This is a genomic window from Streptomyces sp. NBC_01288 (genome assembly GCF_035982055.1).
Lineage (GTDB): Bacteria > Actinomycetota > Actinomycetes > Streptomycetales > Streptomycetaceae > Streptomyces.
In genome coordinates, this window is the sequence record NZ_CP108427.1 from 8,340,222 (window position 1) to 8,363,966 (window position 23,745).

The 23,745-nt window shown below is 70.7% G+C and carries 23 protein-coding genes; 15 read left to right on the plus strand and 8 right to left on the minus strand.

Going from position 1 to position 23,745, the window contains the following annotated elements:
• Together OG194_RS37515 and OG194_RS37520 are read right to left on the minus strand one after the other, a co-directional pair.
• Window positions 1-783, minus strand: coding sequence for an ABC transporter permease (locus OG194_RS37515; protein ID WP_327405187.1), 783 nt, complete (start codon window positions 781-783; stop codon window positions 1-3).
• Window positions 780-1,724 (minus strand): ATP-binding cassette domain-containing protein, encoded by a 945-nt coding sequence (locus OG194_RS37520; protein ID WP_327405188.1) that lies wholly within the window; start codon window positions 1,722-1,724, stop codon window positions 780-782. The genes OG194_RS37515 and OG194_RS37520 overlap by 4 nt, the downstream gene beginning before the upstream one ends.
• Window positions 1,725-1,787: 63 nt before the next feature.
• Between OG194_RS37520 and OG194_RS37525 the strand changes: the two genes are divergently transcribed.
• The gene (locus OG194_RS37525) at window positions 1,788-2,510 is read left to right on the plus strand and encodes a TetR/AcrR family transcriptional regulator (protein ID WP_327405189.1); all 723 of its coding nucleotides are present in this window, start codon (window positions 1,788-1,790) and stop codon (window positions 2,508-2,510) included.
• A gap of 80 nt (window positions 2,511-2,590) precedes the next feature.
• On the opposite strand, the gene OG194_RS37530 is transcribed toward OG194_RS37525, so the two are convergent.
• The 3 genes from OG194_RS37530 to hmgA all read right to left on the minus strand — a co-directional run bounded on the left by OG194_RS37530 (window position 2,591) and on the right by hmgA (window position 6,038).
• Window positions 2,591-3,757: a type ISP restriction/modification enzyme gene (locus OG194_RS37530; protein ID WP_327405190.1), complete on the minus strand. Its 1,167-nt coding sequence runs from the start codon at window positions 3,755-3,757 to the stop codon at window positions 2,591-2,593.
• 117 nt (window positions 3,758-3,874) lie between these two features.
• The gene (locus tag OG194_RS37535) at window positions 3,875-4,621 is read right to left on the minus strand and encodes a GntR family transcriptional regulator (protein WP_327405191.1); all 747 of its coding nucleotides are present in this window, start codon (window positions 4,619-4,621) and stop codon (window positions 3,875-3,877) included.
• Window positions 4,622-4,721: 100 nt separating this feature from the next.
• The gene (gene hmgA / locus OG194_RS37540; RefSeq protein WP_327405192.1) at window positions 4,722-6,038 is read right to left on the minus strand and encodes a homogentisate 1,2-dioxygenase; all 1,317 of its coding nucleotides are present in this window, start codon (window positions 6,036-6,038) and stop codon (window positions 4,722-4,724) included.
• 182 nt (window positions 6,039-6,220) lie between these two features.
• Here hmgA and OG194_RS37545 point away from each other — a divergent pair, with 182 nt between their 5' ends.
• From OG194_RS37545 to OG194_RS37585, 9 genes are all read left to right on the plus strand, one after another.
• Window positions 6,221-6,790, plus strand: coding sequence for a hypothetical protein (locus tag OG194_RS37545; protein ID WP_327405193.1), 570 nt, complete (start codon window positions 6,221-6,223; stop codon window positions 6,788-6,790).
• A 64-nt stretch (window positions 6,791-6,854) separates the two neighbouring features.
• Window positions 6,855-7,472, plus strand: a complete 618-nt coding sequence (locus OG194_RS37550; protein WP_327405194.1) for a TetR/AcrR family transcriptional regulator — start codon at window positions 6,855-6,857, stop codon at window positions 7,470-7,472.
• A gap of 320 nt (window positions 7,473-7,792) precedes the next feature.
• The gene (locus tag OG194_RS37555; RefSeq protein WP_327405195.1) at window positions 7,793-10,033 is read left to right on the plus strand and encodes a molybdopterin oxidoreductase family protein; all 2,241 of its coding nucleotides are present in this window, start codon (window positions 7,793-7,795) and stop codon (window positions 10,031-10,033) included.
• 122 nt (window positions 10,034-10,155) lie between these two features.
• On the plus strand, window positions 10,156-11,559 hold the full coding sequence (locus OG194_RS37560) for a CitMHS family transporter (RefSeq protein WP_327405196.1): 1,404 nt from the start codon (window positions 10,156-10,158) through the stop codon (window positions 11,557-11,559).
• A gap of 53 nt (window positions 11,560-11,612) precedes the next feature.
• Window positions 11,613-12,836 carry an MFS transporter gene (locus tag OG194_RS37565; protein ID WP_327405197.1) on the plus strand — a complete coding sequence of 408 codons (1,224 nt, stop codon included), beginning with the start codon at window positions 11,613-11,615 and terminating at the stop codon, window positions 12,834-12,836.
• Window positions 12,837-13,027: 191 nt separating this feature from the next.
• Complete coding sequence (locus tag OG194_RS37570; protein ID WP_327405198.1) at window positions 13,028-14,362, plus strand: ABC transporter ATP-binding protein; 1,335 nt, start codon at window positions 13,028-13,030, stop codon at window positions 14,360-14,362.
• Between the two features lie 20 nt (window positions 14,363-14,382).
• Complete coding sequence (locus tag OG194_RS37575) at window positions 14,383-14,835, plus strand: DUF3574 domain-containing protein (protein ID WP_327405199.1); 453 nt, start codon at window positions 14,383-14,385, stop codon at window positions 14,833-14,835.
• A gap of 120 nt (window positions 14,836-14,955) precedes the next feature.
• Window positions 14,956-16,344 carry an aldehyde dehydrogenase family protein gene (locus OG194_RS37580; protein WP_327405200.1) on the plus strand — a complete coding sequence of 463 codons (1,389 nt, stop codon included), beginning with the start codon at window positions 14,956-14,958 and terminating at the stop codon, window positions 16,342-16,344.
• Window positions 16,345-16,373: 29 nt separating this feature from the next.
• Window positions 16,374-17,456 carry a Zn-dependent alcohol dehydrogenase gene (locus OG194_RS37585; protein ID WP_327405201.1) on the plus strand — a complete coding sequence of 361 codons (1,083 nt, stop codon included), beginning with the start codon at window positions 16,374-16,376 and terminating at the stop codon, window positions 17,454-17,456.
• A gap of 19 nt (window positions 17,457-17,475) precedes the next feature.
• On the opposite strand, the gene OG194_RS37590 is transcribed toward OG194_RS37585, so the two are convergent.
• Window positions 17,476-18,444 (minus strand): DMT family transporter, encoded by a 969-nt coding sequence (locus OG194_RS37590; RefSeq protein WP_327405202.1) that lies wholly within the window; start codon window positions 18,442-18,444, stop codon window positions 17,476-17,478.
• A gap of 263 nt (window positions 18,445-18,707) precedes the next feature.
• Here OG194_RS37590 and OG194_RS37595 point away from each other — a divergent pair, with 263 nt between their 5' ends.
• Window positions 18,708-19,640, plus strand: a complete 933-nt coding sequence (locus OG194_RS37595) for an acetamidase/formamidase family protein (RefSeq protein ID WP_327405203.1) — start codon at window positions 18,708-18,710, stop codon at window positions 19,638-19,640.
• 83 nt (window positions 19,641-19,723) lie between these two features.
• Here OG194_RS37595 and OG194_RS37600 read toward each other — a convergent pair whose 3' ends face one another.
• On the minus strand, window positions 19,724-20,365 hold the full coding sequence (locus OG194_RS37600) for a TetR/AcrR family transcriptional regulator (RefSeq protein WP_327405204.1): 642 nt from the start codon (window positions 20,363-20,365) through the stop codon (window positions 19,724-19,726).
• Window positions 20,366-20,469: 104 nt separating this feature from the next.
• Here OG194_RS37600 and OG194_RS37605 point away from each other — a divergent pair, with 104 nt between their 5' ends.
• From OG194_RS37605 to OG194_RS37615, 3 genes are all read left to right on the plus strand, one after another.
• Window positions 20,470-21,621, plus strand: a complete 1,152-nt coding sequence (locus OG194_RS37605) for an acyl-CoA dehydrogenase family protein (RefSeq protein WP_327405205.1) — start codon at window positions 20,470-20,472, stop codon at window positions 21,619-21,621.
• 60 nt (window positions 21,622-21,681) lie between these two features.
• A complete protein-coding gene (locus tag OG194_RS37610; RefSeq protein ID WP_043681457.1) occupies window positions 21,682-21,927 on the plus strand; it encodes a YiaA/YiaB family inner membrane protein in 246 nt (81 codons plus the stop codon).
• A 73-nt stretch (window positions 21,928-22,000) separates the two neighbouring features.
• On the plus strand, window positions 22,001-22,624 hold the full coding sequence (locus tag OG194_RS37615) for a TetR/AcrR family transcriptional regulator (protein ID WP_327405206.1): 624 nt from the start codon (window positions 22,001-22,003) through the stop codon (window positions 22,622-22,624).
• 21 nt (window positions 22,625-22,645) lie between these two features.
• Here OG194_RS37615 and OG194_RS37620 read toward each other — a convergent pair whose 3' ends face one another.
• Window positions 22,646-23,107: a MaoC family dehydratase gene (locus OG194_RS37620; RefSeq protein ID WP_019059191.1), complete on the minus strand. Its 462-nt coding sequence runs from the start codon at window positions 23,105-23,107 to the stop codon at window positions 22,646-22,648.
• A gap of 123 nt (window positions 23,108-23,230) precedes the next feature.
• Here OG194_RS37620 and soxR point away from each other — a divergent pair, with 123 nt between their 5' ends.
• A complete protein-coding gene (gene soxR / locus OG194_RS37625) occupies window positions 23,231-23,740 on the plus strand; it encodes a redox-sensitive transcriptional activator SoxR (RefSeq protein ID WP_327405207.1) in 510 nt (169 codons plus the stop codon).
• The last annotated feature ends 5 nt before the right edge of the window (window positions 23,741-23,745 follow it).

Here is a 23,745-nt window from a genome sequence, read left to right on the forward strand (position 1 = left end):
TCACCGCTCGCCGTGCGCGTACCGGCGTACGGCGAGCGGCGCGAACACGGCGATCAGCGCGGCGCACCAGGCCAGCGACCCGGCGATCGGATGGGCCACCGGCCAGGCGGCGCCCTCGGGCACGGGGGAGTTGCCGAACAGGTGGCGCAGGGCCGTTGTCACCGCGCTGATCGGGTTCCACTCGGCCAGGGTGCGCAGCCAGTCCGGCAGCCGGTCCGTCGGGATGTACGCGTTGGACAGCAGCGGCAGCATGAAGGTCGCGCTGCCGAGTTGACCGGCCGCCTCCTCGCTGCGGGAGGCCAGCCCGAGCAGGATGCCGACCCAGGCGCAGGCGAACCGGAACAGCAGCAACAGGCCCACGGCAGCGGCGGCTTGGAGCGCCGAGCCCTCGATCCGCCAGCCCACCGCGAGACCGACCAGCAGGAACGGCACCGTACCGGCCGCCGTGACGACCAGGTCGGCGGTCGCCTGCCCGAGGGGTACGGCCGCCCTGCTCATCGGCAGGGTGCGGAAGCGGTCCGTCACGCCCCGGTGCGAGTCCTGGGCGGCCTGGAACATGCCCGTCATGATGCCGTTGGCGGCGGTCGCGACGAGCAGGCCGGGGACGAGGTAGGAGCGGTACGCGTCGCCCGGCATCGCGAGCGCGCTGCCGAAGACGTACCCGAAGAACAGCAGCATCGTGATCGGCATGGTCTGGGTGAGGATCACCAGCGCCGGGCTGTTCCGCACCCGTCGCAACTGCCGGCCGAGCATCGCGGTGCCGTCGTACGCCAGCATGCTCATGCCGCCAACTCCTTGCTCTCCGTCAGGCGCAGGAACACGTCGTCCAGGGTCGGCGGCCGCATGCTCGCGTCGAGCAACGGCACGCCGGCCGCGTCGAGTTCGCGGACCAGCCGGGGGAGGGTGAGTGTCGGGTCGCCGGTGACCGCGCCGACGGCGTTCCGCTCGTGGTCGAACGACGGCTCGGCGCCGGTGAGTCGGTCGAGGACACCGGCCGCCTTCGCAAGGGCGTCCGCGTGCGCGACGACTACCTCGGCGTACGTGCCGATGAGCGCCTTCAGTTGGGCCGGTGAACCGCTGTGCGCGACCCGCCCCTTGTCCACCAGGGCGATGTCGTCGGCCAGTTGGTCGGCCTCCTCCAGGTACTGCGTGGTCAGCAGCACGGTCGTACCCTCCCTCTTCAGGTCCCGAACGGCGTCCCAGACCCGGTTCCGGCTGGCCGGGTCGAGCCCGGTCGTCGGTTCGTCGAGGAACAGCACGTCCGGGCGTCGTATGAGACTCGCCGCGAGGTCGAGGCGGCGGCGCATCCCGCCGGAGTAGGTGGACGCGGGCCGGTCGGCGGACTCGGTCAGGCCGAAGCGGTCCAGCAGCTCGGCGGCCCGCTCCGCCGGACCCCGCACCCGGTGCAGCCGCGCGAACAGGCGCAGGTTCTGCCGGCCCGTGAGGTCGCCGTCGACCGACGCGTACTGCCCGGTGACGCCGATCCGACGCCGTACGGCCGAAGCCTCCCGGACCAGATCGTGCCCGGCGATGCGCGCGGAGCCCGCGTCGGGCCGCAGCAGTGTGGTGAGCAGTCGTACGGCCGTGGTCTTGCCCGCGCCGTTGGGCCCGAGGACTCCGCAGACCGTGCCCTCGGCCACCGCCAGGTCCAGCCCGCGCACGGCGTGCACAGCGCCGAAGCGCTTCTCCAGACCTTCACTAAGTACAGCGTACGTAGTAGTCATGGGTCGACCATAGCGCACTACGTACGGTGTACGTAACTAGGATGGTGGTCGAGGTGATGATCAATGGCGGACCGAGCGGCCGTACCCGAAGTGATCTGGGCGCGCCCCGAGCGTGCGGGGCGGGGGCCGAAGCCGGCGTTCCGCCGCGCGGACATCGCGGCGGCGGCCGTGCGGATCGCCGACGCTGGAGGGCTGGACGCGGTGTCCATGCGGCATGTCGCGGCCGAGTTGGGGTGCGGGACGATGTCGCTGTACAACTACGTCCCCCGCAAGGAGGACCTGTACGAGCTGATGGTCGACGCGGTCAGCGGCGAGCACGAGGAGTGGGAGCCGTCGGGGGACTGGCGGGCGGACATGATCCGGGTGGCCCATCAGACGCGGACGCTGATGCACCGGCATCCCTGGCTGCCGCGGTTGATGTCACCTGTGTATGGCTTCAGCCCCAATGCGCTGCGGTATCTGGAGCACTGTCTCGCCTGTCTCGATGCGGTCGAGGCGTCGTACGGCACGAAGATGCAGCTTGTCGGGATGCTCAACGGGGTCGTGACGATGTACGTGACCAATGAGTTGGCGACTGCTGAGCGGTCTCGGGCGTTGCCGTGGTCGGAGGATCAGGAGAACGCGGTGCGGATCGCGTACCTGGGGAGTCAGATCGCGGGTGGGGCTTATCCGCGGATGGCTGCGGCGTTCATGGAGGATCCGGGGCCTATTGATCTGGATGCCGTTTTTGATATGGCGCTTGGGAAGGTTCTGGATGCGTTTGCGCCGCAGGGGGACGAGTTGTAGGCGGCTGCGGGCGCGTGGGGGCTGGTCGCGCCCACGCGGCGGAGCCGCATATCAAATACAGCCCCGCGCCCCTAGGTGTCTCAGATGAGTGCGAATTGACCCTCTGGGCCCTCCTCGTGGTGGTCCAAGACCGATGCGGGGCGGCGTGCCGACTCTGGCACCGGTAGAACGCCCGCCTTGCGTAGCTCCGTTGCCGTGATCTGGTCCGTCACCTCCAACTCCTCCTGCTGCGGCCGGAGTTCCGCCAGTAGCGCCAATACCGTGATCAGCTCCAGCAGTTCAGATGTCCACGTCTGTTGCCAGGTCGGGGGGCGGATCGCCGCCAGGGTGCCTGGATCGGCCTCCGCTGTGCGGGAGTTGAACCACTGCTCCAGTACCCGTACTCCGCTCACCTCGAAGTCCCAGGACTCGGGGGGTACCGGGGAGATGCGGCCCTCGTCGAGGTGGAGGGTCTCCTCGTCGCGGTCGTAGTGGAGGGTGAGGGGGAGGGGTGGCAGCGGGGCGCGGACGTAGGGGCGTCGGCCGCCGGGGAGTTTGGGGCGGTCGCCGTTGCGGCGCATCAGCCAGAGCAGGCGGTGGCCCAACTCGACGCCGCGTGCCCAGAGTTCGGGGTTCCGGGTCAGGGGGACGGTCGGGCCGGGGCGGGCCGTCGTCACCGTCCAGGCGAGGACGTCCGCCGGGGTGGGGGAGTGGCCGAGGTGGGTGGCGAGGTGGGGCAGCAGGCCCGGGGCCAGGTTCGGTTCCTCGGCTGCGGGGCGGCGGTAGAGGGGGCGGACGCGGCCCGGGCGGAGCAGGGGGAGGATCGAGGACGCGAGCAGGAACGGGCCGGAGGTGCCGGGGACGACCGGGGTCTCCACCACGAAGATCTGGCGTTCGTCCGCCACCCGCCACAACTCCGGGCGGGCCACGTCGATCAGGCGGTGGTCGGGGATCAGCCACTGCTCGTCGAAGGGGGCGTGCAGGACGCGGATCGGTTCCGGGCAGGGGCCCGTGGCGCGGATCAGCTTCTCCGTGCCGCTGGGCTGGCCCGGGAGCTGGGACACCGCCGAGTGCAGGGTGCGTGAGCGCGTCGGCTCGAACAGCACTTCCCGGTCGGGGACTTCGGCCTTCACCAGGGTGTCCCAGCGCGCTTTCAGGGTTGCCGCGTCAGGTGCCGTCGGCCACCCCCGGCCGAGCCGGATCGGTGCGACGGACCACGGCATCAGGTCCGCGAGCAGCGGAGCGTCGTCGTGCGTCACGCCTGGCATCGTACGACCTGCTTACGGCAGCCGGGTTGGGGGTCGCGCCCCTCAAGGGGCGCGAGGAACTGCGCGACCAGCCCCCACCGAGCCCGCAGATGAGGAACCGGCCGGCCAGCGGAGCGTCTACGCGTCGAGGGTGACCGAGAAGGAGAACCGGTCGCCTCGGTAATGGATGACAGCCACGTCCAGGACCCTGCCCTGTGTGTCGTAGGTGATGCCCGTGTAGTGCAGGATCGGGCTGAGGAGCGGGACCTGGAGGAGGCGGGCGGTCTCCGGGTCGGCGAGGCGGGCCTCGACCGTGTCCGTGATGCGGCTGATGTCCGCGCCGACGACGTCCCGCAGGACCTTGGTCATCGGCCGGCGGATGAGGTCGTCCAGGTCGAGGCGGTCGGCCAGTTCGGGGCGGATGTGGTTGCGGGCGTGGTTCGTCGGCTCGCCGGTCTTCTCGTCGCTGCGGAGGCGGTGGTACGTCGCCACCTCGGTCAAGTCCGGGAAGTGGTCGGTGAGTTCGGGCGGCACCGGTGCCTTGCCGTGGTCCAGGAGTTCCGTCGTCATGCCGGACTGCTGGGCGACGATCGCGTCCACCGAGCCCAACAGCTTTACCGGGGTGGCCCGCTGGACGTCCGGCTCGATGAACGTGCCCCGGCGGCGGTGCCGGGTGATCAGGCCCTCGTCCTCCAGCTCCTTCAGCGCCTGCCGCATGGTGAGCACGCTGACGCCGTAGTGCCCCGCGAGTTGCTCCTCCGTGGGCAGCCGCAGCGGGTCCCGGGGCGAGCGGCCGAGTATCGAGGCGCGCAGGGACTGCGACACCTGGTACCAGAGCGGCAGCTTGCGGTTCAGGACGATCGAGTCCGGGGCGAAGGAGGTCACGGGGCCATCCGTACCGGTAGGGAGGCATCGGTGCAAGGGACGTGAACCGGTGGGGAGTTGTCGGTGCGAGGTGTGCGGGGTGTCGGTCGGCGGCGAGGGGTCAGTGCGAGGGGCGGAAGTGGCGTTGCAGGCCCTGCCACACCTCGTCGTAGCCCTGCTGGAGGTGATCGGCGTGCGCCGCCTGGGCCGTCGCCGTCACCGGCCACCGGGTCTCGAACATGAACGCCAGCCCGTCGTCGATCTTCTGCGGTCGCAGTTCGGCGGCGCTCGCGCGGTCGAAGGTCTCACGGTCCGGGCCGTGCGCCGACATCATGTTGTGCAGCGAGCCGCCGCCCGGCACGAAGCCCTCGGCCTTGGCGTCGTAGGCACCCTCGATGAGCCCCATGTACTCGCTCATCACGTTCCGGTGGAAGTACGGCGGCCGGAACGTGTCCTCGCCCACCAGCCAGCGCGGCGCGAAGACCACGAAGTCCACACCGGCCAGACCCGGGGTGTCCGACGGGGACGTCAGGACGGTGAAGATCGACGGGTCGGGGTGGTCGTACGAGATGGAGCCGAGCACATTGAACCGGCGCAGGTCATAGGCGTACGGCACATGGTTGCCGTGCCAGGCGACGACGTCGAGGGGGGAGTGGTCGTAGGTCGCCGTCCAGAGGTTGCCGCAGAACTTGTTCACCACCTCGACCGGGCCCTCGACGTCCTCGTACGCGGCGACCGGGGCGCGGAAGTCCCGGGCGTTGGCGAGGCCGTTGGCGCCGATCGGGCCGAGGTCGGGGAGGTGGAAGGGCGCCCCATAGTTCTCGCACACATATCCGCGGGCTGAAGCATCCAGCAGCTCCACACGGAAGCGCACCCCACGAGGGATCAGCGCCACATGTCCCGGCTCCACATGGAGGAGCCCGAACTCCGTGCGCAGCAGCAGCCCGCCGTGCTCCGGGACGATCAGCAGCTCGCCGTCCGCGTCGCTGAAGACACGGTCCATGGAGGCGTCGGCGTGGTAGAGGTGCACGGCCATGCCGGTGCGCTGGGTCGCGTCGCCGTTGCCGCCCAGGGTCCACAGGCCGGCCAGGAAGTCGGTGCCGGGCGTGGGGTCGGGCAAGGGATTCCAGCGCAGGCGGTTCGGGTCGGGCACCGTCTCCGTGAAGGGCGCCGTACGGATCGAGCCGTTGTCGGCGCGGGTGAACGCGGGATGCGCGGCCGAGGGGCGGACGCGGTACAGCCACGAGCGCCGGTTGTGCGCCCTCGGCTCGGTGAACGCCGTACCGCTGAGCTGCTCGGCGTAGAGGCCGAGCGGTGCGCGCTGCGGGGCGTTGCGGCCCTCGGGGAGGGCGCCCGGCACCGCCTCCGAGCTGTGTTCGTTGCCGAAACCGGTGAGGTAGGCCAGTCCCTCGGCGGTCTTGCGTGCGTCCCCGCTCATGCCTGCTCCCTGCCGTCTGATTCCTATGCATCACCGTAGGATTGCGGATTCGCGGGCGCAAGGGGACGGGGAGGGGGCGGCCGGAAAGAAGAGGGGCGCGGCCGGAAAATCCGACTCACGGAGACGAAGAACCAGCCTCCAGGGGGATCCGGCTGTCGGACCGGTGTTCTAGTCTCCCCCGCATGTCGTGGTCGCGCGCTGTTCTCACCGCGCTCGCGGTCTGTGCCCTGCTGCTGGCCGGATCGGCGGGCTGTTACTCCGGTGATGCCCATGCGCGTAAGGGCGAGCGGGTGTCGCCGTCACCGGTGGGCAAGGTGCTCGACGAGACGGACGGGCAGGGCCGGCACTACCGCGAAGTGGACAAGAAGGGCGCGCCGGAGGTCGGTATCGAGGTGGAGCCCGATGCCGCGGACGACAGCTGGGACGTCACGCTGACCGTGCACGACTTCCGCTTCTCGCCCGCCGGCGCGAAGCCGGTCGCGGTCGCGGGCCGGGGCACCGTCCGCCTCCTCGTCGACGGCCGCACCGTCGCGCGGCTCCGCCTCCCCGAGTACCACCTCGCGGCCGACCTCGTCCCGCACGGCACCCACCACGTCACCGCGCGCCTCTACGCCGACGACGGCACGGTGTGGGCCGTGCACGGCAAACCGGTGCAGAGTACGGCGGACATCACGGAGTCGGCACCCCAGGCCACGCCAGACGGCAGCAAGGCCACCGGCTCCGGCTCCACACCGGCGCAGGGGTCGAAATGAGTGCTACGGACACCCAATTCCGTACTCGGGTACGCGCTTCACCTGGCCGCGGCGGAAAGGCATCATGAAGCCCGTGCCCCACACGACATCGCTCCGGCGTGCGCCCGTGCAGCGGCGGAGCGCCGAACGGCTGACCAGGATTCTCGACGCCTGCGCCGACCTGCTCGACGAGGTCGGCTACGACGCGCTGAGCACCCGGGCGGTGGCCCTGCGCGCCGGCGTTCCCATCGGCTCGGTCTACCGCTTCTTCGGGAACAAGCGTGCGATGGCCGACGCGCTGGCCCAGCGCAACCTGGAGCGGTACACGGAGCGGGTCACCGAGCGCCTCAAGGAGTCGGGCGCGGAGGGCTGGCGGACGGCCGTGGACGCGGTCCTGGACGAGTACCTCGCGATGAAGCGCACCGCGCCCGGCTTCTCCCTCGTCGACTTCGGCAACCAGATCCCCATCGGCTCGGGCCACGCGGAACCCAACATCCGCGTCGCCGACCGCCTCACCGACCTCCTCTCCGGCTACCTCGCCCGCGAGCCCGACGAGGATCTCCGCCGCACCTTCCTCATCGCCGTGGAAACCGCCGACGCCCTCGTCCACCTGGCGTTCCGGGTCGCGCCGGAGGGCGACGAGAAGGTCATCGGGGAGACGAGAGAGATGCTGCGGGCGTATCTGGCACGGGTGTTGGACTGACCTGCGGTCCGGGGGCGGCGTGGCGCTCTGCGGGTACCGGGCGGGTCTCGGGCAGCGCGCCTGCCCCGCGCGGCCGGTGTGGGCTTGACCTTCGGTCCGGGTGCCGCCTGGCTCGTCGCAGCTACCGGACGGGCCTCCGGCCGCGCGCCCGAAGGCTCGCCCGCCTCGCGGCCGCCCCCGGGCCAAGCACCCATCCGCCCCTCCAACAGACCCCGCCCCACCCCCGCAGGTTTCCGACCCAACCCCCTGTACCCCTCGCCACCCCCCATACCGCTCGGTATGCTCGCCGCCAAGAGGCAACGAAGCCCCCTGGAGGCCCCGTGTCCCGCACCGCCCCGCGTATCTGCCCCCTGTGCGAAGCCACCTGTGGGCTGACCCTCACCATCGAGGGCACCCGGGTGACCGGTGCCCGAGGGGATCGCGACGACGTGTTCAGCCGGGGGTTCATCTGCCCCAAGGGCGCCTCCTTCGGGGCCGTCGACAATGACCCCGACCGGCTGCGCGGCCCCCTCGTGCGCCGGGACGGGGAATTGCGCGAGGCCACCTGGGAGGAGGCGTTCGACGCGGTCGCGGCGGGTCTGCGCCCGGTCGTCGAGCGGTACGGCCCGAACTCCGTCGGCGTCGTCCTCGGCAACCCCAACGTTCACACGATGGCCGGTGCCCTCTACCCGACGGTCCTGCTCGGCGCCCTCGGCACCCGCAGCGTCTTCACCGCGTCCACGGTCGACCAGATGCCCAAACACGTCTCCTGCGGTCTGCTCTACGGCGACGCCAACGCGATCCCGGTACCGGACCTCGACCACACCGACCACCTGCTCCTCATCGGCGCCAACCCCCTTGAGTCCAACGGGAGTCTGTGCACCGCCCCCGACTTCCCCGGCAAGCTCAAGGCACTCAAGGCCCGCGGCGGCACCCTCACCGTGATCGACCCGCGCCGCACCCGCACCGCCAAACTCGCCGACCGCCACATCGCGGTCCGCCCCGGCACCGACGCCCTGCTGCTCGCGGCGATGACCTACGTCCTCTTCGACGAACACCTTGTGGAGATGGGGGAGTTGGCTGTGCACGTGGAGGGGGTTGAGGAACTCCGTTCCGCCGTAAAGGACTTCACCCCCGAGGCTGTCGCCGGTGCCTGTGACGTGGGCGCCGACGAGATCCGCGCCCTCGCCCGCGAACTCGCCGCCGCCCCAACCGCCGCCGTCTACGGCCGTATCGGCAGCTGCACCGTCCCGCACGGCACCCTCGCCAGCTGGCTCGTCGACGTCCTCAACATCCTCACCGGCAACCTCGACCGGCCCGGCGGTGCCCTCTTCCCGCAGGCCGCCACCGACCGGACACCCCGGCCCGCCGGACCAGGCCGAGGGTTCGCGCTCGGGCGCTGGCGTTCGCGGGTGAGTCAATACCCGGAGGCGAAGGGCGAGTTGCCGCTGTCCGCGCTCGCCGAGGAGATCGACACCGCGACCGCCGAGGGCGAACCGATCCGCGCCCTCATCGCCGTCGCCGCCAACCCCGTGCTCTCCGCACCGGACGGCACCCGCCTCGACAAGGCCCTCGACTCGCTGGACTTCATGGTGAGCGTCGACCCGTACCTCAACGAGACCGCGCGCCACGCCGACGTGGTGCTGCCGCCGCCCCCGCCCTCCCAAAGCCCGCACCACGACTTCGCGTTCAACACCCTCGCCGTCCGCAACCAGGTCCGCTACACCCGCCCCGCGATCCCGCTGGAGCCCGGCCGGATGGCCGAGACGGAGATCCTGGCCCGGTTGATCCTCGCCGCGAGCGGCATGCACGGCACCGACCCCGCCGCCGTGGACGCGATGGTCATCGACCAGACCCTCGGCAAGGCCGTCAAGGACCCCGACTCGCCCGTCCACGGCCGCGATCCGCGTGAGGTCGCCGATCAACTCACCGGCGACACCGGTCCCGAGCGACGGCTGGACATGATGCTGCGCCTGGGTCCGTACGGCGACGGTTTCGGCGTACGACCCGACGGGCTCACCCTCCAGCAACTCCTCGCCCACCCGCACGGCATCGACCTCGGCCCGCTCGCCTCCCGCCTGCCGCAGCCGCTCAAGACCCGCAGCGGCAAGGTCGAACTGCTCCCGCAACCGATCGTCGACGACCTGCCCCGGCTCCGGCAAGCGATGAGCGACCGTGCCGACGGGCTCGTCCTCGTCGGCCGCCGCCATCTGCGGTCCAACAACAGCTGGATGCACAACGTGCCCGCCCTCACCGGCGGCACCAACCGCTGCACCCTGCACATCCACCCCGACGACGCGGAGCGGCTGGGTGTCGTCGATGGAGCGTCGGTCCGGGTGAAGGGCGCCGGGGGAGAGGTGACCGCCCCCGCGGAGATCACGGACGCCCTGCGCCGGGGCGTCGTGAGCCTTCCGCACGGCTGGGGGCACGACCGTCCCGGCACCCGGCTCAGCCACGCCGCCACCGATCCGGGCGTCAACGTGAACCAGCTGCTCGACGGCAGTCAGCTCGACCCGCTGTCGGGCAACGCGGTGCTCAATGGAGTGCCCGTGGAGGTCGCCGCGCTGACCGCACCTCTGTGACCTGGAGTTTTGCGCTTATTGCTCGCGCGTCAACATCTTGTTAACGCGGCTTTGCGCGACCTAACGTCGTCGGACCGCCGTCCCTGGTGGGAGTTCAAAGGCGAACGTTAGGTGTTCCACTCATGCTGACCATCCTCGGGTTCACCATGATCGCGACCTTCCTGGTCCTGATCATGCTGAAGAAGATGTCGCCGATCGCGGCGCTCGTGCTGATACCGGCGCTGTTCTGCGTCTTCGTCGGAAAGGGCGGCAAGCTCGGCGACTACGTCATCGACGGCGTCACCAGCCTCGCGCCCACCGCGGCGATGCTCATGTTCGCGATCGTCTACTTCGGCGTGATGATCGACGTGGGTCTCTTCGACCCGATCGTGCGAGGGATCCTCAAGTTCTGCAAGGCGGATCCGCTGCGCATCGTCGTCGGTACGGCGGTCCTCGCCGCGATCGTCTCCCTGGACGGCGACGGCTCGACCACCTTCATGATCACGGTCTCGGCGATGTACCCCTTGTACAAACGCCTGAAGATGAGCCTCGTCGTGATGACCGGCGTCGCCGCGATGGCCAACGGCGTGATGAACACGCTCCCTTGGGGCGGCCCCACCGCCCGCGCCGCGACCGCCCTCAAGGTCAGCGCCAGCGACATCTTCGTCCCGATGATCCCGGCGCTCGCCGTGGGCATGCTGGCGGTCCTCGTCCTCTCCTACGTCCTCGGCCGCCGCGAGCGCAAGCGCCTCGGCGTGCTCACGCTGGACGACGTGCTCGTGGAGGAGCCGGAGACCGAGACGGTGCTCGTGGCGGCGGGCGGCGACGACAACAAGCGCGCCCGCAGCGGTGGTTCGGGCTCCGGCGCCGACGCGGACGCCGAACTCCCCGACGAGGACGACGGTTTCCAGGGCCTCGACCCCAACAGGGCCACCCTGCGCCCCAAGCTGTACTGGTTCAACGCGCTGCTCACGGTCACCCTGCTCACCGCCATGATCATGGAGTGGCTGCCGATCCCGGTCCTCTTCCTGCTCGGCGCCGCCCTCGCCCTGACCGTCAACTTCCCCCACATGCCCGACCAGAAGGCCCGCCTCGGCGCCCACGCGGAGAACGTCCTCAACGTCTCCGGCATGGTCTTCGCCGCCGCCGTCTTCACCGGTGTGCTCCAAGGCACGGGAATGGTCGACCACATGGCGACCTGGCTGGTCGGCAACATCCCCGACGGCATGGGCCCGCACATGGCCTTCGTCACCGGCGTGCTCAGCATCCCGCTCACGTACTTCATGTCGAACGACGGCTTCTACTTCGGCATCGTCCCGGTGCTCGCCGAGGCCGGCAACGCCCACGGCGTCTCGACCCTGGAGATCGCCCGCGCCTCGCTCGTCGGCCAACCGCTGCACATGTCCAGCCCGTTGGTGCCGGCCGTGTACGTCCTGGTCGGCATGGCCAAGGTCGAGTTCGGCGACCACACCAGGTTCGTCGTCAAGTGGGCGGCCCTGACATCGCTCGTCGTCCTCGGGGCAGGAATCCTCTTCGGCATCATCTGACCCGGCAGCATCCGCCCCGGCATCATCCGCCCCACGGGACAAGGGACTTCGCCATGGCGCCCGGCAGGAACCGCGGCTGGCTGCTCCGCCTCGTCATCGCCTTCAGCTTCACGCAGGGGGCGGTGTCGATGGCCCGCCCCGCCGTCTCCTACCGGGCCCTCGCGCTCGGCGCCGACGAGCGGGCGATCGGCGTCATCGCCGGCGTGTACGCGCTGCTCCCGCTGTTCGCCGCCGTACCGCTGGGCCGCCGCACCGACCACGGCCGCTGCGCACCCCTGCTGCCCGTCGGCGTGGTCCTGATCTCCGGCGGCTGCGCACTGAGCGGACTGGCCAACTCCCTCTGGGCGATGGCGATGTGGAGCGGCGTGATGGGCCTGGGCCATCTCTGCTTCGTGATCGGCGCCCAGTCGCTCGTCGCCCGCCAGTCCGCCCCGCACGAACAGGACCGCAACTTCGGCCACTTCACGATCGGCGCCTCCCTCGGCCAGCTCATCGGCCCCATCGCCGCGGGCGCCCTGATCGGCGGCTCCGACATGGCCGGCACCAGCGCACTCGCCCTGCTCGTCGCGGGCGCGGGCGCCGCCGTGTCGTTCACGTCCCTGTGGCGCATCGAGGACCGTACGACGGTCAAGTCCCGTACGGAGCAGGGCGACCGCGTGCCCATGCGCAGCATCCTGGGCGCCCGGGGCGTACCCGCGGGCATCTTCATCAGCCTCTCCGTACTCTCCGCGACGGACATCCTCACCGCCTACCTCCCGGTGGTCGGCGAGCACCGGGGCATCGCGCCCTCCGTGATCGGCGTCCTGCTGAGCATCCGTGCGGCGGCCACCATCGCGTGCCGCCTGGTCCTGACCCCACTGCTGCAACTCCTCGGCAGGGCAGCCCTGTTGACGGCGACCTGCCTCCTGGCGGGCGTCCTGTGCGCGGGCATCGCCCTGCCGGTCCCGGTCTGGGTCATCGGCCTGATGCTGGCGGTCCTGGGTTTCTGCCTGGGAGTCGGCCAGCCCCTCTCCATGACGACGGTCGTCCAGGCCGCCCCCGACGACGCCCGCTCCACCGCCCTCGCCCTACGACTCACCGGCAACCGCCTCGGCCAGGTCGCCGCGCCCGCCGGCGCCGGTCTCGTCGCCGGAGTCGCGGGCGTGGCCGCGCCGTTCGTGATGCTCGGCGCGCTGCTGGTGCTGTCGGCGGGGGTCGCGCTGCGCTCACCGGCACGAACGCCCCGCGAAGGGGCCGTAGCCGGCGAAACCTCGAAGGCGCGCAACCGGGTTCGGTGAAGCGGTACTTGGCCTGAATGCGATCGTCCGTTTTCTCACCACCCGGACCGACACGCCCGATCCCGTCCGGTCTCTTCCCCCCGGTGCGCACATTCCGTTAGCTTCCGTGACTCACAAGCCTCGTACGACCCGTACGAGGTGTCCGGATCGCGGAGCACCGTCGCCCAAGTGAGCCCCCGGGGGCACTCGTCATGACACGCGCCATCTCCCTGCACGACGTGAGCAAGGCCTACGCGCGGGGCCCCCGCGTGGTGGACCGGCTGTCGCTGGACATCGCGCCGGGGGAGTTCCTCGTCCTGCTCGGGCCGTCCGGGTGCGGCAAGTCGACCGTGCTGAGGATGATCGCCGGCTTGGAGCAGATCACCGAGGGGGAGTTGAGGCTCGACGGCGAGTACTCCAACGAACTCGCCCCGTCCGAACGGGACATGGCGATGGTGTTCCAGAACTTCGCCCTCTACCCGAGCATGACCAGCCGCGACAACATCGGCTTCCCGCTGCGCATCGAGACGCCCGGCGAGGACCCGCGAGCCCGCGTCGACGCCACCGCCCGCATGCTGGGCATCGAGGACCTCCTGGAACGCTTTCCCGGCCAGCTCTCCGGCGGCGAACGCCAGCGCGTCGCGATGGGCCGCGCGATCGCCCGCCACCCCTCCGCGTTCCTCATGGACGAGCCGCTCTCCAACCTCGACGCCAAACTCCGCAACCACCTCCGCGCCGAAATCTCCTCCCTCACCCGCAAGTTGGGCGTCACCACGGTCTACGTCACCCACGACCAGGCCGAGGCCATGTCGCTCGGCGACCGGGTCGCCGTGCTGCGCGGCGGAGTCCTCCAGCAGGTCGGCACCCCGCGCTCGGTGTACGCCCTGCCCCGCAACGTCTTCGTCGCCGCGTTCATCGGCACCCCCCGCATCAACCTCCTGCGCGGCCTGGTCCGGGCCCCGTTGGACGGCGCGATGACCATCAGCCTCGGCAAGCAGTACCTCCGGCTGCCCGAACCCCTGTGCCTGGACCACCAGTTGCTCCGTGTCCAGCAGGGCCGCGAGGTGATCGTCGGTCTGCGCTCCGAGGCCATCCGCATCGCCAAGCCCGCCGCCGCCCGCCCCGGCGAGGTGGTGATCAGCGGCCTGGTCGAGCACGTGGAGTTCCAGGGCCACGAGGTCCTCGTCCACTTCAACACCGGCTCCCGGCCCGCCGTCGTACCGGAGTTGGAGGCCCCGCGCCCCGCCCGCCCGGTCCGCCGCCGCAGACGCGAGGGCGGTGTCCTGAACCGGCTGCGGGGACGCGCGGGCGCACTGCGCGCCGGACGGGTGGTGGTCCTGGACCCCTCGGCGGCCCCGGAATCCGACCCCGTACCGCCCGAGGGCCGCCTCCCCGGCGACCTCGTCGTCCGCACCACCCCCGACATCGAACTCCGGCACGGCATGCAGGTCCCGCTCCTCGTCGACATCGCCCACCTGTTCGTCTTCGACCAGCACGGCGAACGGATCTCCCCGGCCCCGGCGCGGCTGCCCGACCTGGAGGAGTGACCCCCGGTACGGATAGGTGCATGACCCTGCACTTCACCCGAAACCGGGCAGCCCTCGCGACCGCCGGCCTCCTCCTCGCCGCCGCGGCCCCCACCGCCTACGCGAGCCTCGACGCGGAAACCGCTCCCGCGCCGACGCGCGGAACGCCGTACGTCGAGACGCGGCTCTTCTTCGGAACCGAGCGGCCGGACGGCGGACCGGCCGTCAGCGACCGGCAGTTCATGGCCTTCGTCGACAAGGAGGTCACGCCCGACTTCCCGAACGGGCTCACCGTGCAGAACGGGCGCGGGCAGTGGCGGGACGCGAACGGGAGGATCGAGAAGGAGCGGTCGTACGAGCTGATCCTGCTGTATCCGGTGACGGCGGCCGGTGCGAACGACCGGAAGATCGAGGAGGTCCGGCGGGCCTACGAGAAGGCCTTCCGGCAGGAGGCGGTGGCCCGGGTGGACGACCGGACCCGGGCCGATTTCTGAGGTGTCCGCACCCTGGCCGCCACGGTCTCCGCGTGTCTGTGACCCGGGTCTCTGGCGCCGGAAAACTAACATCGCTAGTTTGTGGGGCGGACGACGACGTCACGCCCGGGAGGCAGCACGATGAAGGCACACGACGGCATGTACATCGACGGCGCCTGGCGCCCCGCCGCGAGCGGGGAGACCATCGACGTGGTGAACCCGGTCGACGAGCAGGTGATCGACCGCGTCCCGGCCGGCACCGCCGCCGACGTCGACGCCGCCGTACGCGCCGCCCGTGCCGCCCTCCCGGGCTGGGCCGCGACCCCGCCCGCCGAACGCGCCGCCCAACTCGCCTCGCTGCGGGACGTGTTGGCGGCCCGCAAGGACGAGATCGCCGAGACGGTCACCGCCGAACTGGGCTCACCGCTCGCCTTCTCGCAGGCCGTCCACGCGAGCGTGCCGATCGCGGTCGCGGGTTCGTACGCCGAACTCGCCGCGACCCACGCCTTCGAGGAGAAGGTCGGCAACTCGACGGTCTACCAGGAGCCCATCGGCGTGGTCGGCGCGATCACCCCCTGGAACTACCCCCTCCACCAGATCGTCGCCAAGGTCGCCCCCGCCCTCGCGGCAGGCTGCACGGTGGTGCTCAAGCCCGCCGAGGACACCCCGCTCACCGCCCAGTTGTTCGCCGAGGCGGTCGACGAGGCGGGCATCCCGGCCGGTGTCTTCAACCTCGTCACCGGCCTCGGCCCGATCGCCGGCCAGGCCCTCGCCGAACACCCCGGCGTCGACCTGGTCTCCTTCACCGGCTCCACCGCTGTGGGCCGCCAGATCGGCGCGACGGCGGGTGCCGCGGTGAAGAAGGTCGCCCTCGAACTCGGCGGCAAGTCCGCCAACGTCATCCTCCCGAGCGCCGACCTCGCCAAGGCCGTCAACGTCGGCGTCGCCAACGTGATGTCCAACTCCGGCCAGACATGCAGCGCTTGGACCCGCATGCTCGTCCACCGCGACCAGTACGAAGAGGCGGTGGAACTGGCCGCGACGGCCGTCACCAAGTACGGCTCCCGCATCGGCCCGGTCGTGAACGCCAAGCAACAGGCCAGGGTGCGGAGTTACATCGAGAAGGGGGTCGCGGAGGGCGCCCGACTGGTGGCCGGCGGCCCCGAATCCCCTTCCGGGCAGGGCTACTTCATCAGCCCGACCGTCTTCGCCGACGTCACCCCCGACATGACGATCGCGCAGGAGGAGATCTTCGGCCCGGTCCTCTCGATCCTCCGCTACGACGACGAGGACGACGCCGTGCGCATCGCCAACGGCACGGTCTACGGCCTCGCGGGCGCGGTGTGGGCCGGTGACGAGGCGGAAGCGGTCGCGTTCGCGCGGAGGTTGGAGACCGGGCAGGTGGACATCAACGGCGGGCGGTTCAACCCCCGTGCCCCGTTCGGGGGTTACAAGCAGTCGGGCGTGGGCCGGGAACTGGGCGCGCACGGCCTGTCCGAGTACCTCCAGACCAAGTCCCTTCAGTTCTAGCAAGTTCCAGCACCGTCAGGAGGCCTCACATGGTTCGCGCCGCCGTACTGCCCGCCGTGGGCGCTCCGTTGGAGATCGCGGAGATCGATCTCCCGGACCCCGGTCCCGGCCAGGTCCGCATCCGCCTCGCCGCCGCCGGGGTCTGCCACTCCGACCTGTCCCTCTCCGACGGCACCATGCGGGTGCCGGTCCCGGCGGTCCTGGGCCACGAGGGCGCGGGCACGGTCGTAGCCGTAGGGGAAGGCGTCACCCACGTCTCACCCGGCGACCCCGTCATCCTCAACTGGGCCCCGTCCTGCGGCACGTGCCACGCCTGCACCCTCGGCGAGGTCTGGCTCTGCGCCAACGCCCTCAACGGCGCCGCCGACGTCTACGCCCACCGCACCTCCGACGGCAGCGACCTCCACCCCGGCCTGAACGTGGCCGCGTTCGCCGAGGAGACGGTCGTATCGGCGTCCTGCGTCCTGCCGCTCCCGGAGGGCATCCCCCTCACCGACGCGGCCCTCCTCGGCTGCGCGGTCCTCACCGGCTACGGCGCGATCCACCACTCGGCGCGGGTCCGGGAGGGTGAGACGGTCGCGGTCTTCGGCGTCGGCGGAGTAGGACTGTCGACCCTCCAGTCGGCCCGGATCGCGGGTGCCACGACGATCGTCGCCGTCGATGTCTCCCCGGAGAAGGAGGAGTTGGCGCGCGCGGCCGGGGCGACGGACTACGTGGTCGCCTCCGAGAACACGGCCCGGGAGATCCGCGCCCTCACCGGAAAACAGGGCGTCGACGTCGCGGTGGAGTGCGTGGGCCGCGCGGTCACCATCCGCACGGCCTGGGAGTCCACCCGCAGAGGCGGACGTACGACAGTCGTAGGCATCGGCGGCAAGGACCAGCAGGTCACCTTCAACGCCCTCGAACTCTTCCACTGGGGACGGACGTTGAGCGGCTGCGTCTACGGCAACTCCGACCCGGCCAAGGACGTCCCGGTGCTCGCCGAACACGTCCGCGCCGGACGCCTGGACCTGGGAGCGCTGGTGACGGAACGGATTGCCCTGGAGGGGATCCCGGCGGCGTTCGAGAACATGGTGGCGGGGAAGGGCGGACGGGCCCTGGTCATCTTCTGAGGGCTGCCGGGAGCGCCGGTCACTTTCCGACGGGCGCTTCCTCGGGCGGCGGCTCGACCGCGATCACCGGAGCCGCCGCCGCATCCGTACTGCTTCCGGCTCCCGCCTTCCGCGCCCGGGACCGCGACACCGCCACGCCCGCCAGACACAGCACGCCACCCCCCAGCGTGAGCAGCCCCGGCACCTCGCCGAGCGCCAGCCACGACATCAGGACGACCAGCGCGGGCACCGCGTACGTGGTCGCGCCCATCTTGCTGGCGGTCGTCCGGGCGAGGGCGTACGCCCAGGTGGTGAAGGCGACGGCGGTCGGGAAGACGCCCAGGTAGACCATGTTGAGGGTGGCGGAGAGGGGCGCGTCGCCGGCCTGCCCGACAAGCTGCCCGGCGAACGGCAGACACATCACGGCGCCGACGAGACACCCGAACGTAGTCACCTGGAGCGCGCTCGCCCTCGCCAGGGCCGGCTTCTGGGCGACGACCCCGCCGGCGTACGCGACCGCAGCGAGCAGACACAGCACCACACCGAGCACGGACGACCCGCCGCCGCCCGACATCGAAAGACCCACGGTCACCGCACCGGCGAACGACACCGCCATCCCCGCCAGCAGCCGCGGCGGCATCGCGTCACCGAGCAGCCGCGAGCCGAGCAGGGCGATGAGGATCGGCCCGATGTTCACGACGAGGGCGGCGGTACCGGCGTCGACCTGCTGCTCGCCCCAGTTCAGGACGACCATGTAGAACCCGAACCACAGCACGCCGGAGATCGCGATCCCCCGCCACGCGGACCGCGGCGGCACCCCTTCCCGCCGTACGAGAGAGATCACCCCCAGCGCCAACGCCCCGCTCGCCAGCCGCCCCAGCGCCAGCGCGCCCGGCGAGTAGGCGGACCCCGCGCTCCGGATGGACACGAACGCGGAGGCCCACAGCACGACGGTGACGACAGCGGCTGTGGCGGCTGCCCGTTCGGTACGGCGCGGGGATGTGGTCATGCGTCCGAGAGTAGGCGGCGACAGGACCGCACCGCTGGCGGAAATCGGACGCGGTCGTCGGGGGAGGCGGACGCGGTCGTCGGGGAAAGTCCGTGCTGCCTATGGGGTCAGTTTTATTGCCTGTGAGGCTTGACGGCGGGCCCGGCCGACGGGCAGAGTCCGAAACGCGCGCCGCCACGCGCCGCCACGCACCGCCACGCGCCGCCACGCACCGCCACGCGTCGCCAGGCACCGCCACGTACCGACAGGTGAGGACGGGTCCGATGAGCCACCACTCCGTACCGAAGCAAGTGCACCGCCTGTGGTCGCCGGACCACGAGCCCGTGCTGGAGGTCGAGGACGGCGACACCGTGTCGTTCGACCTCACCGAGGCCACGGACGGACAGTTCGACCCGACGTCGACCGTCGACGCGGTCGCGGGATTCGACTGGGACCGCGTCTACCCGCTCGCCGGCCCGATCATGGTCAAGGGCGCGGAACCGGGGGACGTCCTGGAGGTGGAGTTCCTGGAACTGCGGTCGGTCGACTGGGGTTGGACGGCCGTACTCCCCGGACTCGGCCTGCTCACCGAGGACTTCCCCGACGCCCACCTCCACCTGTGGGACCTGACCACCGGAGACACGGCCAACTTCCTCGACGTGGCCGACATTCCAATACGCCCCTTCTGCGGGGTAGTTGGAGTCTGCCCCGACGTCACCGAACCCCAAAGCGTCCTCCCCCCGGGCCACTTCGGCGGCAACGTCGACTGCAAGGACCTCGTCGTCGGCACCAAGCTCTACCTCCCGGTCCAGGTCCCCGGCGCCCGCCTCAGCCTCGGCGATCCCCACGCGGCCCAGGGCGACGGCGAGTTGTGCGTCAGCGCGATCGAGGCGTCCCTGTCCGGCGCGGCCCGCATCCGCCTGCACAAGGGCCGCCGCATCCCGGCCCCCCAATTCGAAACGACGGGCCCTCTCCGCGCGGACACCGCCCGAGCCGGCCACTACGCCACGATGGGCGTAGCCCCCGACCTCATGCACGCGGCCCAGGACGCGACCCGAGCCATGATCGACCACCTGGCCACCCACTACGGCCTCGCCCCGATCGACGCCTACGTCCTGTGCAGCGTCGCCGTAGACCTGAGAATCACAGAGGTGGTGGACGCCCCCAACTGGATAGTCACGGCCCACCTACCAAAGGCGATCCTCCGGGCACGATGAAGACTAGGGGCGCGTTACTTTTTAGGGGCGCGGGGAACTGCGCGACCAGCCACGACGTGCCGGCACGAGACAGACGACGGAACCTAACCGTCCCGCCGCATCCCCTCGAACTGCCCGGCCAACCCATCCAGCAGCGCAGCCAGCCCCACCTCAAACGCCCGCTCATCCACCTTCTCCTGCTGCTCGGCAAGAAGATGAGCCTGCCCAAGATGCGGATAGTCGGCAGGGTCGTACGCACTCTGGTCGTCCACAAACCCCCCAGCGAACGACCCCAACGCCGACCCCATGATGAAGTACCGCATCAACGCCCCGATAGACGTGGCCTGCGCCGCAGGCCACCCCGCATCGACCATGGCGCCATAGACCGCATCCGCAAGCCGCAACCCAGCCGGCCGCCGCCCCGGCCCGGTAGCCAGCACCGGCACGATGTTCGGATGATCCCGCAGCGCGGACCGATACGACACGGCCCAGTCACGCAGCGCCGTACGCCAGTCCCGCCCGTCCTCGAACATCGACAGATCGACCTGCGCGCTCACCGAGTCGGCGACCGCTTCCAGGATCTGGTCCTTCGTGCGGAAGTGGTTGTACAGCGAGGGCCCGCTCACCCCCAACTCGGCAGCGAGCCGACGCGTGGACACGGCCGCGAGGCCCTCCGCGTCCACCAGCACACGCGCCGTCTCGACGATCCGGTCGGTGCTGAGGAGGGGCTTGCGCGGTCGGGCCATGGCGCACATAGTAGGGCTGCGAGAGTCAAACTAGCAGTGCTAATTTAAATGTGCAGCAGTCGATGTACGGCCTTCCACTTGCCTTCTACTTGGGGTGACGCGCAATGAACCTGGAGCTCAGCGAGGAGCAGGAGGCCGTACGGCGGCTCGCCAAGGACTTCGTGGACCGCGAGATCGCCCCGCACGTGATCGCCTGGGACCGCGCGGAGGAGGTCGACCGCTCGATCGTCAAGAAGCTCGGCGGAGTCGGCTTCCTGGGACTGACGATCGACGAGGAGTACGGCGGCTCGGGCGGCGACCATCTCGCGTACTGCCTCGTCACCGAGGAACTCGGCCGCGGGGACTCCTCCGTGCGCGGCATCGTGTCCGTGTCGCTGGGGTTGGTGGCCAAATCGATCGCGGCCTGGGGGAACGAGGAGCAGAAGCGGCGCTGGCTGCCGGGGCTCACCTCCGGCGAGTACGTCGGCTGCTTCGGCCTCACGGAACCCGGCACCGGTTCCGACGCCGGCAACCTCATCACCCGCGCGGTCCGCGACGGCGACGACTACGTCATCAACGGCACCAAGATGTTCATCACGAACGGCAGTTGGGCCGACGTAGTACTCCTCTTCGCACGCTCGACCGACGCCCCCGGCCACAAGGGCGTCTCCGCCTTCCTCGTGCCGACCGGCACCCCCGGTCTGACCCGCCGCACGATCCACGGCAAGCTCGGCCTGCGCGGCCAGGCCACCGCCGAACTCGTCCTCGAAGACGTCCGTGTCCCCGCCTCCACGATGATCGCCCCCGAGGGCAAGGGCTTCTCGGTCGCCATGTCGGCGCTGGCGAAGGGCCGGATGTCGGTCGCGGCGGGCTGCGTCGGCATCGCCCAGGCCGCGCTTGACGTGGCGGTCCGCTACGCCGGTGAGCGCGAGCAGTTCGGCAAGTCCATCGCCCAGCACCAGCTCGTCCAGGAACTGATCAGCGACATCGCCGTCGACGTGGACGCGGCCCGCCTGCTGACCTGGCGGGTCGCCGACCTGATCGACCGGGGCCTGCCCTTCGCCACCGAGTCCTCCAAGGCCAAGCTCTTCGCCTCGGAGGCGGCCGTCCGCGCCGCCAACAACGCGCTCCAGGTCTTCGGCGGCTACGGCTACATCGACGAGTACCCCGCGGGCAAGCTGCTGCGCGACGCCCGCGTGATGACCCTCTACGAGGGCACCAGCCAGATCCAGAAACTGCTCATCGGGCGCGCGCTGACGGGCGTTTCGGCGTTCTGAGTACGTGAGTTGAGTATCTGTGCGGATGTCGTACGGGTCGTGGTCGCCGACGCTCGACCCATGAGCGAAGCATCGGGCAAACCGCAGAACACGGCCGCCTTCTACGGCCAGGCAGTCGCCTCCTTCTCCGTCGCCATCGCGGCGACCGCCATCGGCATCTTCAAGCTGCACGCCGACGCCTGGGTACGGGCCTTCCTCGCGATCGCCGTCCTGTACCTGGTCACCTCCTCCTTCACCCTCGCCAAGGTGATCCGGGACCGGCAGGACGCGGCGCGTACCCCCTACAACCCCTTCGAAAAGCTCTGAGCGGGCAGACTAAGCGCTCGCTCAGGTTCGGCGGTATGGTGGAGCCCTTGTCACCGAGAGGGGTTCACGAGCGATGAGTACGGCGGAGGAGACCGGCGCGGGCGACCCGCAGGCCTGGGCAGAGGTCACGCCCGACGCGGCCAGGCGGCTGCTGATCGCCGCCGTGGAGGCCTTCGCCGAGCGCGGCTACCACGCGACGACCACCCGGGACATCGCGGGCCGCGCCGGGATGAGCCCGGCCGCGCTCTACATCCACTACAAGACCAAGGAAGAGCTGCTCCACCGGATCAGCAGGATCGGCCACGAGAAGGCCCTCGACATCCTGCGTACGGCCGCGGGGCGCGAGGGCGGCGCCGCCGAGCGGCTCGCCGACGCCGTCAGCTCCTTCGTGCGCTGGCACGCGGGCGGCCGTACGACCGCGCGGGTCGTGCAGTACGAATTGGACTCGCTCGGCCCGGACGCCCGCGCCGAGATCCTCGCGCTGCGCCGCCAGGTCGACGCGGAGGTGCGCGGGATCGTCGAGGACGGGGTGGCGGACGGCTCCTTCGACGTGGCGGACGTGAAGGGCACGACCCTCGCGATCCTGTCGCTGTGCATCGACGTGGCCCGCTGGTTCAGCCTCGACGGCCCCCGGACGCCCGACGAGGTCGGCGCGCTCTACGCCGACCTCGTGCTGCGGATGGTGGGGTCCAAGTAGCAGCCCTGCCAAGGGTGTTGGTCAGAGGTAGTAGCGGGACACCGACTCGGCCACGCACACCGGCTTGTCGCCGCCCTCGCGCTCCACGGTGAACGCGACGGTCACCTGGACGCCGCCCGGTACGTCGTCGACGCCGGTGATCTTCGCGGTGGCGCGCAGCCGGGAGTCGACCGGGACCGGGGCGGGGAAACGGACCTTGTTCGTCCCGTAGTTGACGCCCATCTTCACGCCCTCGACCTTGATCAGCTGCGGTCCGAAGAGCGGGAGCAGCGACAGGGTGAGGTAGCCGTGCGCGATGGTCGTCTTGAAGGGGCCTGCCGCCGCCTTCTCCGGGTCGATGTGGATCCACTGGTGGTCGCCCGTCGCGTCCGCGAAGAGATCGATCCGCTTCTGGTCGATCTCCAGCCAGTCGGTGTGCCCCAACTGCTCACCGACCGCCGCCCGCAGGTCGTCGACGGAGGTGAAGATCCTCGGCTCTGCCATGTCCTGTCCCGGCCTCTCACGTCATCCAGCGTCATCACATACCTAAGCAACTGCTTAGCATGGTCGGATGCGGGGCCGCTGTCAACGGACCGCGGGTGTGACGCGATGGGTAGGCTCTGACAGGTGCCTCAGATCCCCGAGAAGATCCACGAGCTGACCGTCGGCCAACTCTCCGCACGCAGCGGAGCCGCCGTCTCCGCCCTGCACTTCTACGAGGCCAAGGGCCTGATCAGCAGCAGCCGCACCACGGGCAACCAGCGCCGGTACACCCGTGACACCCTGCGCCGGGTCGCCTTTGTGCGGGCCGCCCAGCGCGTCGGCATCCCGCTGGCCACCATCCGCGAGGCGCTCGCCGAACTCCCCGAGGAGCGCACCCCGACCCGCGAGGACTGGGCCCGGCTCTCCGAGGCCTGGCGCTCCGAACTCGACGAGCGCATCAAGCAGCTCAACCGCCTCCGCGACCACCTCACCGACTGCATCGGCTGCGGCTGTCTCTCCCTGTCGGCCTGTGTCCTGTCCAACCCGGACGACGTGGTCGGCGAACGGGGCGCGGGTTCACGCCTGATGACGGAACCGGGGGAACGCGGACCTCGGGGCAGGCGGACGGACACCGGCCCCGAGGCGCGCGACTGAGGGCG